Genomic DNA, 16,169 nt, shown 5'->3' on the forward strand with positions numbered 1-16,169 from the left:
AGTTCTCCTTAGGATCGAATAAGACCTGCTTACCTACGCTAAGAAGATATGCTTTTTTCCTTCCAGCTGCCTACTGGGGTCATACCGTGTTTTTTAGCTCGGGCAGAATCGTCCCAACATAAAATGAAAACACTAATTGCAATGCTCCCCTTTTTAAGATCAATAAATCCAGCACAAGAAAAGACGCACTATATTGGTGCAAAAGAGGGGGTTTCTTATTTCCAAACAAAAGGAGGTACTTACTCGCCCCCATAGCCACAATGGGAATTTTCACATTACCAAGCACTTACGAATGTCATCGGAGTAATGCGTTAGCTTTTAAAGACGCACCAAAATAGAGCACAGATATTTTTTCGAATTTACTTCGCCCTAAAAAACGCTGCACACCATTTAGTGTTTTTTACCAAAAAACAAAAAAACAACACCGCTGATATACCAAACAGCGACTTCACCTTACCATTCGTCGGTAGGCCAAATTAAAAAAACAGTAAAAATGACACAAAAAATACCAAAAAACCCTAAGTAACGGCATGTTTCTTTTTTACAACAAGAAATACAAACTCTCAATTAAAAACAAAATCAAGGTACAAAATACCACAAAACCACTAGCCACTCATCATATAAATCCAAAAACAACCCTAAATTTAGCAGCAAAAAAACAAGCCAAAAATGACGAGGGGATATGAACGGGAGAAAAACCAAGCCATAAGCACTTAGCAATCGCCTTAGTGCATTCAAAACGCCAAACAATACCCGTAAAAAAACCCGCACTAGGCGGGTTTTTTTAAGCAGAAAACAAAATATTAGCCATTATATGGATGGCGTAATACGATGGTTTCTGTACGTTCAGGGCCTGTAGAAATAATATCTACCGGCGCTTCGCAGATCTCTTCAATGCGCTTCAGATAAGCACGCGCATTAGCAGGCAGATCTTCTAGTTTTTTAACACCAAAGGTAGATTCAGACCAACCTGGCATTTGCTCGTAAATAGGCTCGCAACGCGCAATTTGCTCAGCACCAATTGGCAAGATGTCGATCACTTCGCCATCAAGCTTGTAGCCAGTACAAATGCTGATCGTTTCAATGCTATCCATCACATCCAGCTTGGTGACACACAATCCTGATACACCATTAATCTGGATAGAGCGCTTCAAGGCAGCAGCATCAAACCAGCCACAGCGACGTGCACGACCCGTTACCGAGCCAAACTCATGGCCCCGTGACGCAAGGCCAGCACCAACATCATCAAACAATTCAGTAGGGAAAGGACCCGAGCCCACACGCGTGGTGTAAGCCTTCACAATGCCTAATACGTATTGCAACATTTGTGGCGCAACACCCGCACCCGCAGAAGCCGCACCGGCCACACAATTACTAGAAGTAACGTAAGGGTACGTGCCGTGATCGACATCAAGCAAGGTACCTTGCGCGCCTTCAAATAACAGCGGCTGACCCGCTTTATTCATATCGTAAAGCGTACGTGACACGTCACCCAACATCGGCTTGATACGCTCAGCGTAAACCAGCGCTTCGTCGTAAACCTTCTGGAAATCAACTTCTTCAGCCTTGAAATAGTTTTTCAGGGCAAAGTTGTACCAGTCGAGGTTTTCTTTCAACTTGGCGGCAAAACGCTCCGGGTGATACAGATCTTGCAAACGAATTGAGCGACGAGCGACTTTATCTTCGTACGCAGGGCCAATACCACGGCCGGTGGTACCGATCTTCATCTCACCTTTTGCAGCTTCACGCGCCTGATCGATGGCAATGTGATACGGCAAAATCAGCGGACAAGCTTCTGAAATGCGTAATCGGCTAGCAACATCAATCCCGGCAGCTTCCAGCTCATCAATTTCTTTCAGCAGGGCTTCAGGAGAAATCACCACGCCATTGCCGATAAAACAAGCCTTACCTGCATGCAAGATGCCGGACGGAATTAAACGCAGAACGGTTTTTTTACCGCCCACCCACAGTGTATGACCGGCATTGTGACCGCCCTGAAAACGAACCACGCCTTGTGCGTGATCGGTTAACCAGTCAACGATCTTGCCTTTACCTTCGTCACCCCACTGGGTACCAATCACGACCACATTTCTGCTCATGCCAAACCTCACTATTAAAACCAACGTAACCAAAACACGCGATATCTACATATCGCGTAATGCACTAAGCGGCATACCCCAATCGAGGCAACACACCAGAGAAACTAATAATTAACAAGCAGTGGCCAGCGGCAATACCTGCCACTGACCATCTACCCGTTTAAGCTCACGATCAACACTGACCTCAGATGCAAGCACACCCAGATCGACCACAACAATATCGCCCGCACTGCGCAATGCGCGAATGGCCGCCAATAAGGCGACATCATCTCCGCCCGGAGCCAGAACACCCGAGCGTAAAGATGGGAATGGCAGCGATGAAAACTCACGCAAATCCATACTAAAACCAGTCGCCGGGCGAGATCGGCCAAATTTTTCGCCTACGCTATCATAACGCCCGCCACGGGCTACCGCATTGGTAAACCCATGTGCGTAGGCAGCAAAAACCAGACCCGTATGATAGTAACTGCTGCGTAATTCGGCCAAATCAAAGTGCACAACAATGCCACGCAATTGCAAAGCAGCTGTCAGCTGATCAAGGCTATCGAGGGCAGCCAGCACACCGGCCAGAGGTGGCAGCTTAGCCCTCGCTTTTGCAAGCACCTCATGCCCACCATAAAAAGAGGGCAGCAGCAATAAAGCAGCTTGTAATTCAGGAGCAATAGCGGCAGTGACTTCGGTAATCGTCGATAAATCTTTTTGCTGTAAAGCTGCAAAGACCTCAGCGCGATGATTTCCCTTTAAGCCTGCCTCATCTGCCAACGCATGAAATAAACCAATATGACCAACATCTAAGCGTGGTGATTTTAAGCCTGCCAGCGCCAAGCTCTCAAACATCAACTCCACCGCCTCCACATCAGCGGCCACACCGGCACAGCCATAAATCTCTGCACCAATCTGGCGCGGCTCACGTGTCGCCAACACACCATCAGGACGGGTATTGACCACTGAGCCTGCATAGCAAAGCCGAGTAACCCCCTGACGATTTAAAATATGCGCATCAATTCTGGCCACCTGAGGCGTAATATCAGCCCGCAAACCCATTTGCCGACCGGTTAGCTCATCGACCAGTTTGAATGTCTTTAAATCTAAGGCACTATCATCAGTGGTAAATAAAGACTCTACATACTCGATCAGGGGCGGCGCAACTTGCTCATAGCCATAACAGGCAAAGAGGTCGAGTACTTTACGCCGCAAAGCCTCAATTTGACGCGCTTCGGAAGGCAAAACGTCGGAAATATACTCGGGAAGGATCCAGTTGCGCATAGTCATTTGCTTTAAAAAATAAAGCCCTTCAAACAAAGGCCCGCCTGTACATACAGTACAGCGCGGGCACACACTTCTTAAAGAGATAGTCTAGCGAGCAAACAGCGCAAACACCAAACCTGCTAGCAAACACCCCAGACCAATAAGACGAATTTTAAAATCATCTAAGTCTGCTATTTTTTGCATTGTACTACGCCACACAGAAGGAAAGGCAAATGGCATGATTCCTTCAAAAATAAGCATCAATGCAAAAGCTAAAATTAATGAATCAATCACTTCGCTTTCGGGTTCTTCATATATTTAAAGAATTCCGAGCTAGGATCAACCACCATCACATCACTCTTCTTAGCAAAGCTTTGCTTATAGGCATCCATACTCTTATAGAAAGCATAAAACTCCGGGTTGCGGCCATACGCTTCGCCATAAATAGCTGCGGCTTTAGCATCTCCATCACCCTTAATTTGCTGGGCTTTGTTGTAAGCATTTGCCAGTGTGACTTCACGCTGACGATCTGCATCGGCTTTGATTTTTTCAGCCTCTGCCGAGCCTTCAGCACGCATTTGATTGGCCACCGCTTTACGTTCGGACTGCATGCGCTCGTACACAGAATTGAGCGTAGCGTCTTCCAGCTCAACGCGCTTGATCCGCACGTCAATCACTTGCACACCAATCCGTGCCGCATCAGAGTCGGCTACTTTGCGTACCGTATCCATCACTTCATCGCGCTTGCCTGAAATCACGTCTTGCACCGTACGCTTACCAAACTCATCGCGCAGCATATTGTTTACCGTATTACGTAAACGCTCTACCGCCTTACGTTGGTCCACACCCACGGCCTTGTAGTATTTCTCTACATCGACGATTTTCCATTTAATAAAGCTATCAACCTTAACGTTCATTTTTTCAATCGTTTGGATACGCGCAGGCGTTTCTTCATCAATCGTTAAAATGCGCTTATCAAAGTAGCGAACTTCTTGTAGCAAAGGCACTTTAAAATTAATGCCTGGGGTTTTAATCACACGCACCGCTTCAGAAAACTGGAACACCACCGCATATTGGCGCTGATCTACAGTAAAAAACGATGTTGAAAAAACAAACAAAGCCAATAACACCAAGGCTAAAGTAGGAAGGACTCGATTCATGCTGCTCTCCCCTTAGCGGCCGTCGCGCGTGGTGGCGCGAACATTACGATTAACAGCGGCATCCGTTGCTACTGCGGCTTCAGCTGCTTTGCCTGCATCAGCGGCAGCAGGTGCGGCAGATGCAGCAGGTGTACTCATTTGCATCAGTTTATCCAAAGGCAGGTAAAGCAGATTGCCATTCGATTTTTGATCGATCAGCAATTTAGTCGTGTTTTGGAAGACCTGCTGCATGGTATCGAAGTACATCCGGTCCCGTGTCACTTGTGGTGCTTTTGCATATTCAGCGGCAACTTGCTTAAAGCGAGATGCATCACCTTCTGCTTGAGAAACAACGCGTGAGCGATAGCCTTCTGATTCTTCTGAAAGACGTGCAGCCATACCGCCCGCCTTAGGAATCACATCATTTGCATAAGCCGTACCTTCGTTAATCAAACGCGCTTTATCCTGACGCGCTTTGACCGCATCAGAGAATGCCGCTTGCACCTGATCGGGCGGCTGTACATCGGAGATGTTCACACGAGAAACAGCCACACCTACGCCATAGCGATCAAGCAGGCTTTGCACGATTTCCTTGGTATCTTCACCAATCTTACCGCGGCCTTCATTCAGTACGTAATCAACTTTATTCTTACCGACCACTTCACGAATTGCAGTTTGTGCAATTTGTTTCACCAAATCTTTGGCATCACGATCTGTTGTGCGATTAAAGAACACAAAGTCATGTGCAGATTTCAAGTTGTATTGCACTTCCAGACGCACTTCGAGGATATTTTGATCCCCAGTCAGCATCATGGACTCGTCCCCTGCACGGCCTTCGCCACCTGGAGTACCCACTTCTAAGCTGCGAATTTCTGTCATATTGACAATTTCGCGTGATTCAACCGGCCACGGCAAATGCCAATGCAAACCTGGCTTCTCTACCGTTTCTACATAACGGCCAAAGCGCATAATCACTGCGTTTTCCCGCTCGTCTACCACGTAAAATCCGGAGGCCGCCCAAAGCACCGCGACAGCAACCGCGACCACCACAGCAGCACCCGCGCCGCGCCCATTGCCACCAGACTGAGGCGCGCCATCACCACCTAAAAGGCGGGATATTTTGCTTGTGATATTACGAATAATTTCATCCAGATCAGGTGGGCCATTACGGCGACCACCCCATTGCGGGTCATTTTGACTCATTAGTTAACTCAGCTGTTTTTAGTGGATGGCTTAAAGCCTCAAGCAGCGCGGCGCGAAGTGCATCCAGACCAATACCTTGGGTTGCACTCAAACACACAGCGCAAATTCTACCATACTCATCGTGATCAACACTTGCAGGCATATCGCGCAGATCAATTTTATTATTGACCATTAATTGTGGAATACGTTCCGCACCAATTTCACTTAATACCTTATTCACCTCAATTATTTGCATATCACGCAATGGGTGATTGATATCCACTACATGTAAAAGCAAATCGGCTTGAATCGTTTCTTCTAAAGTAGCATGAAATGCAGCCACTAAAGTATGCGGCAATTGGCGAATAAACCCCACCGTATCTGACAATACAATCGAGTTTTCCGGATCAAGATATAGCTTCCTTGACGTGGTATCTAATGTTGCAAACAATTGATCTGCAACATAAATTTTCGATTTAGTTAATGCATTAAATAAGGATGATTTGCCTGCATTGGTGTAGCCCACAATCGCAACACTAAATTGCCGATTGCGCTCACGCGATCGACGTTGAGTCGCTCGCTGCTTTTGCACCGTTGCAAGTTGATCTTTTAAACGCTTAACCCGAGTCCCCAGCAAGCGACGGTCGGTTTCCAGCTGAGATTCACCCGGCCCGCGCATACCAATCCCGCCTTTCTGCCTTTCAAGGTGAGTCCAGCCACGAATAAGCCGTGTGGAAATATGCGACAGCTGCGCTAACTCCACCTGCAACTTACCCTCAGCCGTACGAGCGCGCTGGGCAAAAATATCCAGAATCAGGGTGGTCCGATCAACCACACGACACTGCAATACTTTTTCTAAATTACGCTCTTGCGAAGGAGAAAGGGGGTGGTTAAAAATCACCAACTCCGCCTCGTGTGCGCGAACAATTTCAGCAATTTCCTGCACCTTCCCAGTACCCGCAAAATAAGCGCGATCTGGCCTACTGCGCTTACCTTCCACAGTAGCAAGAATATTTGCACCTGCACTTTCTACCAGCTGAACGAATTCTTCAACACCATCCTGATAATCAAGCTCACCAAAATCAAGGCAAACCAAGATGGCCCTGTCTCCACCCTTATGGCGTTCAAACATGCATGACCTTTTAATTAACAAATACCATGTAAAGCCATTTCGGCCTTACACAAAAAACCCCGAAAGACCCTGTCCATCGGGGTTTTTAAACCATACTACTTTGATTGAAGCCTAACAAAGAAATAAGATCAATAACGCGATTAGGCATCAACCACAACATCACTTACAGGCGGCAACTGGCCTGCGTGTTCATGCGGAATAGATACCGGACGTGAAGGCACAACCGTTGAAATGGCGTGCTTATATACCATCTGCGTCACATTATTTCTTAGTAAAACCACGTATTGATCAAAAGACTCAATTTGCCCCTGCAACTTAATCCCATTCACAAGATAAATGTAAACAGGCACATGCTCTTTACGCAGTACATTCAAGAATGGGTCTTGCAACATTTGCCCCTTAGTGCTCATTATTTTTTTCTCCAAATTCTTGTTATATCTTGATAGAGACAGATGGGTCTTACGCTTGTCAGCCCGCTGAAAACCAGCAAATTAGCTTATTAATCAGACTAAACTTGAAAAAACTTTTATTTACTTTTACATAAAACCAGTTGTTTCGCCATTTTTATCTAGCTCTTCACTAATCGCCACGCTTTTCAACGGACTGTTATAGTACAAAACACATTCTATGCCAAGCGTGAAAATTGCGAAATACTTTCAAGCTTTATCAGCGTTTACCGTATTTTTTTGGTTTCGCGCCTTTCAAGTGAACCATTGGCATGGCTTTACCACCACTCACTTGCTTTTTGTGTTCAAACGGATTGACGTTCTTTTTAAACTGAACACGTAAAGGCGTACCTTGCAAATTGAACATCTTCATAAAGTGATGTTCAAGGTAACGCCAGTAAGAGTCTGGCACTTTTTCCAAAGCATTACCGTGCACAATCACCACCGGTGGATTAGTACCACCCTGATGACAATAACGCATTTTCGGGCGAATCTTACCGGCAATAGGCGGCTGCTGACGCTCGATCGCAATTTCCAAGCCACGCGTAAGCTTAGGCGTTGGAATTTTAATCATCGCAGCCGCGTAAGCTTGGTCGATGGAACCAAATAACTCACCCACGCCCTGCCCTTGTAAGGCAGAAATATAATGGAATTTAGCGAACTCTAAAAAGCCCAGCTTACGAGTAATTTCCCGCTTGATCATATCTTTCTGGAACTGGTCCGCCGCTTCCCACTTATTAATGGCAACCACCAAAGCGCGACCCGTTTCCAACACAAAGCTAGCAATCCGCGCATCTTGATCAGAAACTTCTTGCGTGGCATCCAGCACCAGCACCGCCACGTTGGCATCTTCAACCGCTTGCATGGTTTTAATCACCGAGAACTTCTCGATTACATCGGTCACCTTACCGCGCTTACGCACACCTGCCGTATCGATAATGGTGTAGTTACGATCATTACGATCGAACTCAATATAAATCGAATCGCGTGTGGTACCCGGCTGATCGAAAGCAATCACTCGCTCTTCACCCAAAATGGCATTCACCAAAGTGGATTTCCCCACATTTGGGCGGCCAATGATGGCGAAGATGGGGTGATCTGCTTCTTCCTCTTCTTCTGGCTCAGGGAAGTCTTCCAGAATTTCATTCATTAATAGCCGCACACCCTCACCGTGCGATGCAGAGATCGCCACAGGATGGCCAAGGCCTAACTCAAAGAAATCCGCGCAAACGACTGAGGCATTCATCCCCTCAACCTTGTTCACCGCAACCCAGACTGGACGGGTGGACTGGCGCAAGCGATTGGCAATAATTTTATCTTGCGGGGTAATGCCGTTACGACCATCCACAATAAAAACGATAACATCGGCTTCGTCGACGGCCTGCAAGGTTTGCTTGGCCATTTCGAACATAATGCCTTCATCAACCACGGGTTCAAAACCACCCGTATCAACCACAAGGTAAGGCTTCTCGCCGACCAGACCGTGCCCGTAGTGACGGTCACGCGTCAGACCAGGGATATCGTGAACAAGTGCGTCGCGCGATTTGGTCAGCCGGTTAAAGAGCGTGGACTTTCCGACGTTGGGACGACCAACCAGCGCAATTGTAGGTTTCATTTATTTACTTAAGCCTATTGAAAAAACATTGCCGGATAGCGTTTGCACCAGCAAATGCTCTCCAACCACTAAAGGACTCACCGCGATGCGCGCACCATCTGTAGCCAGCTGTGCGACAAAACTGCCGTCTTCTGTATTTAAAAAATGGGTGTAGCCTGCAAAATCAGCCACCACCAGATACTTACCCAGCACCGCCGGAGCAGTCACTGAGCGAGCGGCCAGTTTATCCTGACGCCAAACACTACGGCCACTTTCACGCTCAAAGGCGCTCACATTACCCGCTGCATCTGCCGCATAAACATAGCGATAATCCATCGCCAAACCAGACCAACTCGATAATTCACGAGTCCAGGCTGCGGAGCCTGTGCTTGCATCAAAGCAGGCAATACGCCCCTGATAAGCAACAGCACATACTAAGCGCCCATCAACCACAGGAGGCGCAACCACATCAGTGACCCGCTCAAGCTCGGTTGCACCACGAGGAATCGCCACAGGGCTATCCCACAGCACACGGCCATCTTGCAAGGAGAGTGCAACTAAACGCCCACCCGACAAACCAGCATAAACCACATTGCCAGAAATAGTGACCGCTGCGTAATTACGCAAAATCAAAGAAGGCAATTGCTTTTGATATTGCCACAGCTGTTTACCATCCGCAGCGGCATAGGCACTCACACGGCCATCGCCGGTTTTAACCACAACAACCCCTTTGTTTACTGCAGGAGGTGCCATAATTTCACTGGAGGCTTGCGCACGCCAAAGAAACTTACCTGCGCGGTCATATGCCAGCACCACGCCTTTAATTGAGCCCACCGCAATCACATCGGCGCCCAAACCCACACCGCCGGCAATCGCTTGCTCTGTTTTGATTTGCCAGCGGCTTTGACCGCTCAACGCATCCAAAGCCTGTAGTTTATCAGGCGAGCCAGCCACCACCACCAACTCACCATCCACCGCAGGCACAAAGCGAAATAAGGTTTTATCCCCTACCGAGGCACGCCATTGGCTGGAAACCGGCAAGCTTTGTGATATCTGCGGCAAAGGCGATGGTTCTGGTGCATTACTGACGGTACTGCACGCAGTTAAACCCAATAAAGACACTGCAATAGCTAAGCGATAAAGATCTTGCATTAAGAGTTCCCCAGTGCTTCCAGTTTCACTTCCACAAACTTCACGTTAGGTGCGTCTTTTGGCAGTTTAGCCACGGCTTGCTTATAGGCTTCACGTGCAGCTGTTTTATCGCCTTTAATAAGCAATACATCGCCCTTGGCTTCAAAGAATAAACCCGCAAAGCTGGTTTCTTCATTGGCTTTTAAGGTAGCCAAAGCATCGTCAAATTTTTTCTGATCCAATTGCACCACCGCCAAACGCAAACGGGCGACATCACGCAAGCCTGCTTCTTTGGCATGACTGATAACCCATTGCAACTGAGCGCTTGCGGCAAGTGCATCATTGGCTTCAACACTGCTTTTAGCCAGCAATAGAGCCGCGCGAGGTGCATATGCCGAGCTGGCGTAGTCTTTCTTCAAAGATTCAACCGCAACTTTCATTTTGGCCACATCTTTTGCCTCAGCCAGCTTATCCAGCTCTACATACAGTACACCCGCCTTAGCAGACTGGGATTCTAAATGCGCATTCCAGCCTTTCCACCCTGCATAAGCCACTAAAACAGCCAGCAAGCCTACGGCAATCAACTTGCCCCAACCATCCCACCACGCTTTGAATTCAGCAATTTGTTCTTGTTCTTGTAGATCGAAAGCCATGTCTTTACTTCCCTTCGTAAACGTTGGAAATCATCATTGCAAGTTCAGCCAAGGCAACCGTGCGTTGTTCACCCGCGCCTTCACCATTGAGTGTTTTAAGGTTTGCAGATTGCGTTTCTGCTTCTGCCTCGCCAATCACCACCGCAAACCGCGCCTGACTGGCATCGGCTTTTTTAAACTGAGATTTAAAGCTACCACCACCACAGTGTAAAACCACTTTCAGACCTTTAGCGCGCAGTTGCTGAGCCGTGGCAAAAGCCAAGTGCCCAGCGGCATCGCCAAGGTGAACAATATACGCATCAGGTGCGGCAAGCGGTACAGGAACAGCTTGCTCTTCTAGCAACAATAAAATGCGCTCAATCCCCAGACCAAAACCAACTGCAGGGCAAGGCTTGCCGCCAAGCATCTCCACCAGCGTGTCATAACGGCCACCACCCGCAATCGTGCCTTGCGAGCCCAGATCACTGGTCACCCACTCAAACACCGTGCGGTTGTAATAATCTAGGCCACGCACCAGGCGCGAATTCACTTTATAAGTAATCCCGGCTACATCAAGCAAAGCCTTCAAGCCTTCGAAATGCTGGCTCGATTCTTCACCCAGAAAATCGCTCAATTTAGGCGCATTTTCAGCCATTTCTTGTAAAGCAGGGTTTTTAGTATCCAGAACGCGTAATGGATTGGTATAAAGACGACGCTTGCCATCTTCATCCAAAATATCAATAAACTGCTCTAAATAGGCAATCAGTGCATCACGATGCGCGGCACGCTCTTCCTTATCGCCCAAAGAATTAATTTCTAAGCTGACATTTGTTAAGCCCAAACGCGCCCAAAGATCAGCCAGCATCAGGATAATTTCCGCATCCACATCGGGCGTTGCCATACCAAACGCCTCAACACCAATCTGGTGAAACTGACGATAGCGGCCTTTTTGCGGGCGCTCGTGACGGTACATCTGCCCCATATACCAAAGACGCTGGGTTTGATTATAAAGCAGGCCATGCTCAATGCATGCACGCACGCAGCCTGCTGTGCCTTCTGGGCGCAAGGTTAGCTTTTCACCATTGAGCTTGTCTTCAAAAGAATACATTTCTTTTTCTACAATATCGGTGTGTTCCCCAACGCCACGAATAAACAGATGGGTCGATTCCACAATCGGCATACGAATGTTTTTGTAGCCGTAAGCGGCCAGCCAATCACGCGTGACCTGCTCAAAATAAAGCCATGCTGGGGACGCATCCGGCAGAACATCGTTCATGCCGCGAACACCTTGAATCTGATTTGACATTGAATTTACTATGTAGGGTGGGCATGTTTGTATGCCCACGCAGTTTCGGAGGATGGGTAGCTTATCTCACATACCCATACGGCAAATTATATACATCTGTACGTGTAGGCAAAAACGCTTTGCCCACCCAACAAACCACACTGACTTAAATCACCTTCAGCGCAATCACCTTAGGGCGCACTTCCACTTCCTGGCGCTTGATGCCGCCTTCGCCATAACGGGTCTGCACATAATCCAGCACAATGGACTGGAAAGACTCGCTGATTTGATCGCCTTTCAGGGTAACGGTTTTTTCGCCGTCCACATAGACCGGGCAAACAGGAATCTCGCCAGTACCCGGTAGAGAAATCCCGACATCAGCTAATTTGGATTCGCCCGGGCCATTCACCACACAGCCCATAACCGCAACAGTCATGTCGGCCACGCCCGGATATTGCAAACGCCAAATAGGCATTTGCTCGCGCAAAAATGATTGAATGCTGGACGCCAATTCCTGAAACACCGTTGAAGAAGTACGGCCACAGCCAGGGCATGCGGTTACTAAAGGCGTAAACGAGCGTAAACCCATCGTTTGTAGAATTTCTTGCGCCACAATAATTTCAGTACGGCGATCCCCGCCCGGCTCTGGCGTCAGCGAAATACGAATCGTGTCGCCAATCCCTTCTTGCAGAAGCACGGACAATGCCGCCGTTGAGGCCACAATTCCTTTCGATCCCATACCCGCTTCGGTTAAACCCAAATGCAGAGGGTAATCGCAACGTGCAGCCAAGGATCGGTAAACCGAGATCAGATCTTGCACATGCGATACTTTACAAGAAAGTAAAATTTGATTCGGGTCTAAGCCCCAGCTAATCGCTTGATCAGCCGATTCCAGCGCCGAAACAATCAACGCCTCACGCATGACCGCATCAGCAGATAAAGGTTGTGCGAGCTTAGCATTAGCATCCATCAGCTTGACTACAACGGCTTGATCGAGCGAGCCCCAGTTCACCCCAATCCGTACTGGCTTTTTGTACTTAATCGCCTGCTCAATCATAAACGCGTATTTTTCATCACGCTTACTGCCCTTACCCACATTGCCCGGGTTAATACGATATTTGGCCAGAGCTTGCGCACACTCCGGGTAATCTCTCAGCAAGCGATCGCCATTAAAGTGAAAATCACCCACCAAAGGCACATCGCAACCCATTGCATCCAGATTGGCACGAATCGTGGCCACCTGAGCAGCCGCTTCCGGGCTATTTACGGTAATACGAACCAGCTCAGAGCCTGCTTTCCACAGCTCATACACCTGCTGCGTGGTAGCAGCGGCATCCGCCGTATCGGTATTGGTCATGGACTGCACCACCACGGGGTGATCGCTGCCCACCCATACATTGCCAACCTGAACCTGGCGTGTTTTACGGCGGGGAATTGAAATGGTTGTCATGGTCTACTTCAGCTCGAAAGTGGCTACATAGCCGCGGGTATAAGTGGTCAAATCCACGATTTGATTACGGAAAACAAGCTTGGTCTGGGGGGCATTACCAATTTTCAAGCGATAAGGCGCAACACCAGCCACACTTTTAGCCATGCCGGGCTTGAGCAATTCGCTCACTAATTTTGCACCGGTTGCGTCTTGCACTTGCACCCAAGAATCTTGCAGCACAGAAATACTCAGCTCACCTTGTGAAGGCAACGCTGCCGCAACTTCACTCGCTTTAAGTGCAGGCACACTCGCTGCAACAGATTTTGCGGCCACAACACTGGCTACACTTGCCACGCTGGCAACCTCGGCAGGCACAGCACTAGCATGATTCTCTGTGACAGCCGCTTCGCTTGCCGCCTCAAGCACCACCGGCGGAAGTGCCGTAGTAGATGAAGCCACTAATTCGGGCTGAGCCGGTTGTTGCAAATACCAAACCACCCCACCCACACCGGCAGCAAAAGCCACCAGTACCACGAAGGCCAATAAAATTGAATTTGTTCTGCCCCCTGTCCCCAGTAGCACAGAAGCATCTTCGTTCACACGAGGCAGGGCAGCTTGCTGCCGCTCTTGCGGCAGGCAAGATTCCAAATGAGCCAGTAAGGGAGCCATTGGCAAATCGAGGAAGCGAGCGTAATTACGAATAAATCCGCGCACAAATGTATTGCCAGGCAATTCATCAAAGCGCTCATTTTCGATCGCATCAATTTGGCGTGGCGTGAGTTTCAGCTGAGCCGACACCTTGTCGAGCGTATAGCCCAACGCTATCCGACGCGCTTTTAAAGCTGCACCCGCAGATAAAACGGCATTTTGTGGCTCTGAAGAGGAATCAATTATTTCGGTCATACTCATCCGTTAATCAATCATACGAACCGCTTAATAAGCGGGCCATTTCTTGCGAATCGGGGAATTTCTTGCGTAATTGCTCTGCCAGCTTATTTTCTGACTCTTTGTTGCCAATCTGGTGCTCTAACTGAACACCTAACCAAAGTAATTCGGCACTCGCAGGCGCTAATCGCTGTAATTCTGCGTAGTAACGCTTAGCCAAGCCCGTATCTTTATTACGCATGCCGTACTCAACCAGCTTTGCCCTTGCCGCTAAATTATCCGGGCGAATGCGCAAGGCCCGCTCAAAATAAGTACGGGCACTGGCTTCATCACCATTTTTTAATGCGCATTGCCCTGCTGCTAACAGCGATTTATCGGGCGTACTATAAAGCGCATTTTTTTGCGTGGCTAATAGGAATTGAATGCCTTCCTGATACTGCCCTTTCTGGCACAAATACCAACCATAGTTATGATTAATATCTGCATCATTCGGAGACAACTGCACAGCACGCATAAACGACTGCCTGGCAGCTTCTTCCTCGCCTAACTCAGCATGAATCAAGGCCATAATATTATGTGCGGGCGCATAAGAGGCATTCACAGCAAGGGCTTTATTCACTTCTTCAATCGCTACTGCATATTGCCCGCGCTTTAAATACTCAGCACCCAATTGCGTTCGCAATGAGGCCCTGTCTTCCTCCCCTTCTGCAGCACCTGCTAAGGGAGTAGAAAATAAGACTGCCATCATTACGAACGCACTTAATTTCATTGGGTATCGCCACTCTGAGGATGAAAAATAATTGCTTGTGCATCACTCGCCAAGCGCTTCTCAACGCGGCGGGTTTTATCTAATACTTGTCCGGCTAATTGACCACAGGCTGCATCAATATCATCACCGCGGGTTTTGCGCACCGTGGCGATATAGCCAGCGTTAATCAAAATATCACGAAACCGCATAATGGCATCCCGTTGCGAGCGCTTATAGCCCGAATTAGGGAAGGGATTAAACGGAATCAAATTAAATTTACACGGCACATCACGTACCAAGGCCACGAGTTCGCGCGCGTTTTCTACGCTGTCATTAATACCATCGAGCATCACATATTCGAAGGTAATGAAATCACGCGGCGCCTTTTCTAAATAACGTGTGCACGCTGCTAATAACTGGTGCAGCGGGTATTTTTTATTGATTGGCACGATATCATCACGGATTCTATCATTAGGCGCGTGTAAGGACACCGCTAATGCCACCGGACAGTCTTCACGCAAGCGATCAATCGCGGGCACAATACCTGATGTAGACAAGGTGACACGGCGGCGAGACAAGCCGTAAGCATTGTCATCGAGCATCAGCTTCATGGCAGCCACCACATTATCGTAGTTCGCCAGCGGCTCGCCCATCCCCATCATCACCACATTAGACACAATGCGGGTATCGCCATTTCTATTATCAACCAAGCCCGCATCACCCAGACGCGAAGCATCAAGTGACATGCGACGATTGGCCCACCATAGCTGGCCAATAATTTCAGCCGTGCTTAAATTACGGTTAAAACCCTGACGCGCCGTTGAGCAAAAGCCACAATCAAGCGCACAGCCCACCTGACTTGACACGCAAAGCGTACCGCGGTCGTCTTCGGGAATAAACACCGCTTCAACGCCGTTGCCCGTACCCACATCCAGCAGCCATTTGCGCGTGCCATCTTTGGCAATTTGCTCGGCCATCAAGGCGGGCGGTGTGACTGCTGCATCTAAGGCCAGTTTTTGCCGAAACGATTTGGCGATATCGGTCATCGCATCAAAATCTGGCTCGCCACGTTGATGAATCCATTTCATCAACTGTTTGGCGCGAAACGGCTTCTCGCCATATTGCGCCATCAACTCGGCCAAACCCGCCGCATCATAATCCAACAAATTAACTGACATTACTCTTACCCACTATAAAAATCACTACTCAGCTACCACAG

The 16,169-nt window shown here is 48.4% G+C and carries 15 protein-coding genes; all 15 read right to left on the reverse strand.

The window, feature by feature from the left end; translation table 11 throughout:
* Positions 1-803 precede the first annotated feature (803 nt).
* Positions 804-2,099 (reverse strand): adenylosuccinate synthase, encoded by a 1,296-nt coding sequence (locus tag ACFQNF_RS16660; protein ID WP_046349900.1) that lies wholly within the window; start codon positions 2,097-2,099, stop codon positions 804-806.
* Positions 2,100-2,210: 111 nt separating this feature from the next.
* Entirely contained in the window at positions 2,211-3,365 is a 1,155-nt protein-coding gene (locus ACFQNF_RS16665) for an ATP phosphoribosyltransferase regulatory subunit (RefSeq protein ID WP_380189049.1), read from the reverse strand.
* 90 nt (positions 3,366-3,455) lie between these two features.
* Positions 3,456-3,641, reverse strand: coding sequence for a DUF2065 domain-containing protein (locus ACFQNF_RS16670; RefSeq protein ID WP_046349899.1), 186 nt, complete (start codon positions 3,639-3,641; stop codon positions 3,456-3,458).
* Positions 3,638-4,507: a protease modulator HflC gene (gene hflC / locus ACFQNF_RS16675; RefSeq protein ID WP_380189050.1), complete on the reverse strand. Its 870-nt coding sequence runs from the start codon at positions 4,505-4,507 to the stop codon at positions 3,638-3,640. Before hflC ends, ACFQNF_RS16670 begins: the two co-directional genes overlap by 4 nt.
* Before the next feature lie 12 nt (positions 4,508-4,519).
* Positions 4,520-5,689, reverse strand: coding sequence for an FtsH protease activity modulator HflK (gene hflK / locus ACFQNF_RS16680; RefSeq protein WP_380189051.1), 1,170 nt, complete (start codon positions 5,687-5,689; stop codon positions 4,520-4,522).
* Positions 5,676-6,800, reverse strand: coding sequence for a GTPase HflX (hflX, locus tag ACFQNF_RS16685; RefSeq protein ID WP_380189052.1), 1,125 nt, complete (start codon positions 6,798-6,800; stop codon positions 5,676-5,678). Before hflX ends, hflK begins: the two co-directional genes overlap by 14 nt.
* A gap of 140 nt (positions 6,801-6,940) precedes the next feature.
* The gene (gene hfq, locus ACFQNF_RS16690) at positions 6,941-7,210 is read right to left on the reverse strand and encodes an RNA chaperone Hfq (RefSeq protein WP_046349895.1); all 270 of its coding nucleotides are present in this window, start codon (positions 7,208-7,210) and stop codon (positions 6,941-6,943) included.
* Between the two features lie 256 nt (positions 7,211-7,466).
* The gene (gene der / locus ACFQNF_RS16695; RefSeq protein WP_380189053.1) at positions 7,467-8,861 is read right to left on the reverse strand and encodes a ribosome biogenesis GTPase Der; all 1,395 of its coding nucleotides are present in this window, start codon (positions 8,859-8,861) and stop codon (positions 7,467-7,469) included.
* Positions 8,862-9,992: an outer membrane protein assembly factor BamB gene (bamB, locus tag ACFQNF_RS16700; protein ID WP_380189054.1), complete on the reverse strand. Its 1,131-nt coding sequence runs from the start codon at positions 9,990-9,992 to the stop codon at positions 8,862-8,864.
* Positions 9,992-10,624: a YfgM family protein gene (locus tag ACFQNF_RS16705; RefSeq protein WP_380189055.1), complete on the reverse strand. Its 633-nt coding sequence runs from the start codon at positions 10,622-10,624 to the stop codon at positions 9,992-9,994. Before ACFQNF_RS16705 ends, bamB begins: the two co-directional genes overlap by 1 nt.
* A gap of 4 nt (positions 10,625-10,628) precedes the next feature.
* On the reverse strand, positions 10,629-11,909 hold the full coding sequence (gene hisS / locus ACFQNF_RS16710) for a histidine--tRNA ligase (protein ID WP_380189056.1): 1,281 nt from the start codon (positions 11,907-11,909) through the stop codon (positions 10,629-10,631).
* 145 nt (positions 11,910-12,054) lie between these two features.
* Complete coding sequence (ispG, locus tag ACFQNF_RS16715) at positions 12,055-13,338, reverse strand: flavodoxin-dependent (E)-4-hydroxy-3-methylbut-2-enyl-diphosphate synthase (protein ID WP_380189057.1); 1,284 nt, start codon at positions 13,336-13,338, stop codon at positions 12,055-12,057.
* A 3-nt stretch (positions 13,339-13,341) separates the two neighbouring features.
* Positions 13,342-14,220: a helix-turn-helix domain-containing protein gene (locus tag ACFQNF_RS16720; protein ID WP_380189058.1), complete on the reverse strand. Its 879-nt coding sequence runs from the start codon at positions 14,218-14,220 to the stop codon at positions 13,342-13,344.
* Positions 14,221-14,233: 13 nt separating this feature from the next.
* On the reverse strand, positions 14,234-14,950 hold the full coding sequence (gene pilW, locus ACFQNF_RS16725; protein WP_380189059.1) for a type IV pilus biogenesis/stability protein PilW: 717 nt from the start codon (positions 14,948-14,950) through the stop codon (positions 14,234-14,236).
* 17 nt (positions 14,951-14,967) lie between these two features.
* Positions 14,968-16,128 (reverse strand): dual-specificity RNA methyltransferase RlmN, encoded by a 1,161-nt coding sequence (gene rlmN, locus ACFQNF_RS16730; RefSeq protein ID WP_380189060.1) that lies wholly within the window; start codon positions 16,126-16,128, stop codon positions 14,968-14,970.
* Positions 16,129-16,169 lie beyond the last annotated feature (41 nt).

Origin of the sequence: Iodobacter arcticus (assembly GCF_042664895.1) — a bacterium.
Lineage (GTDB): Bacteria > Pseudomonadota > Gammaproteobacteria > Burkholderiales > Chitinibacteraceae > Iodobacter > Iodobacter arcticus.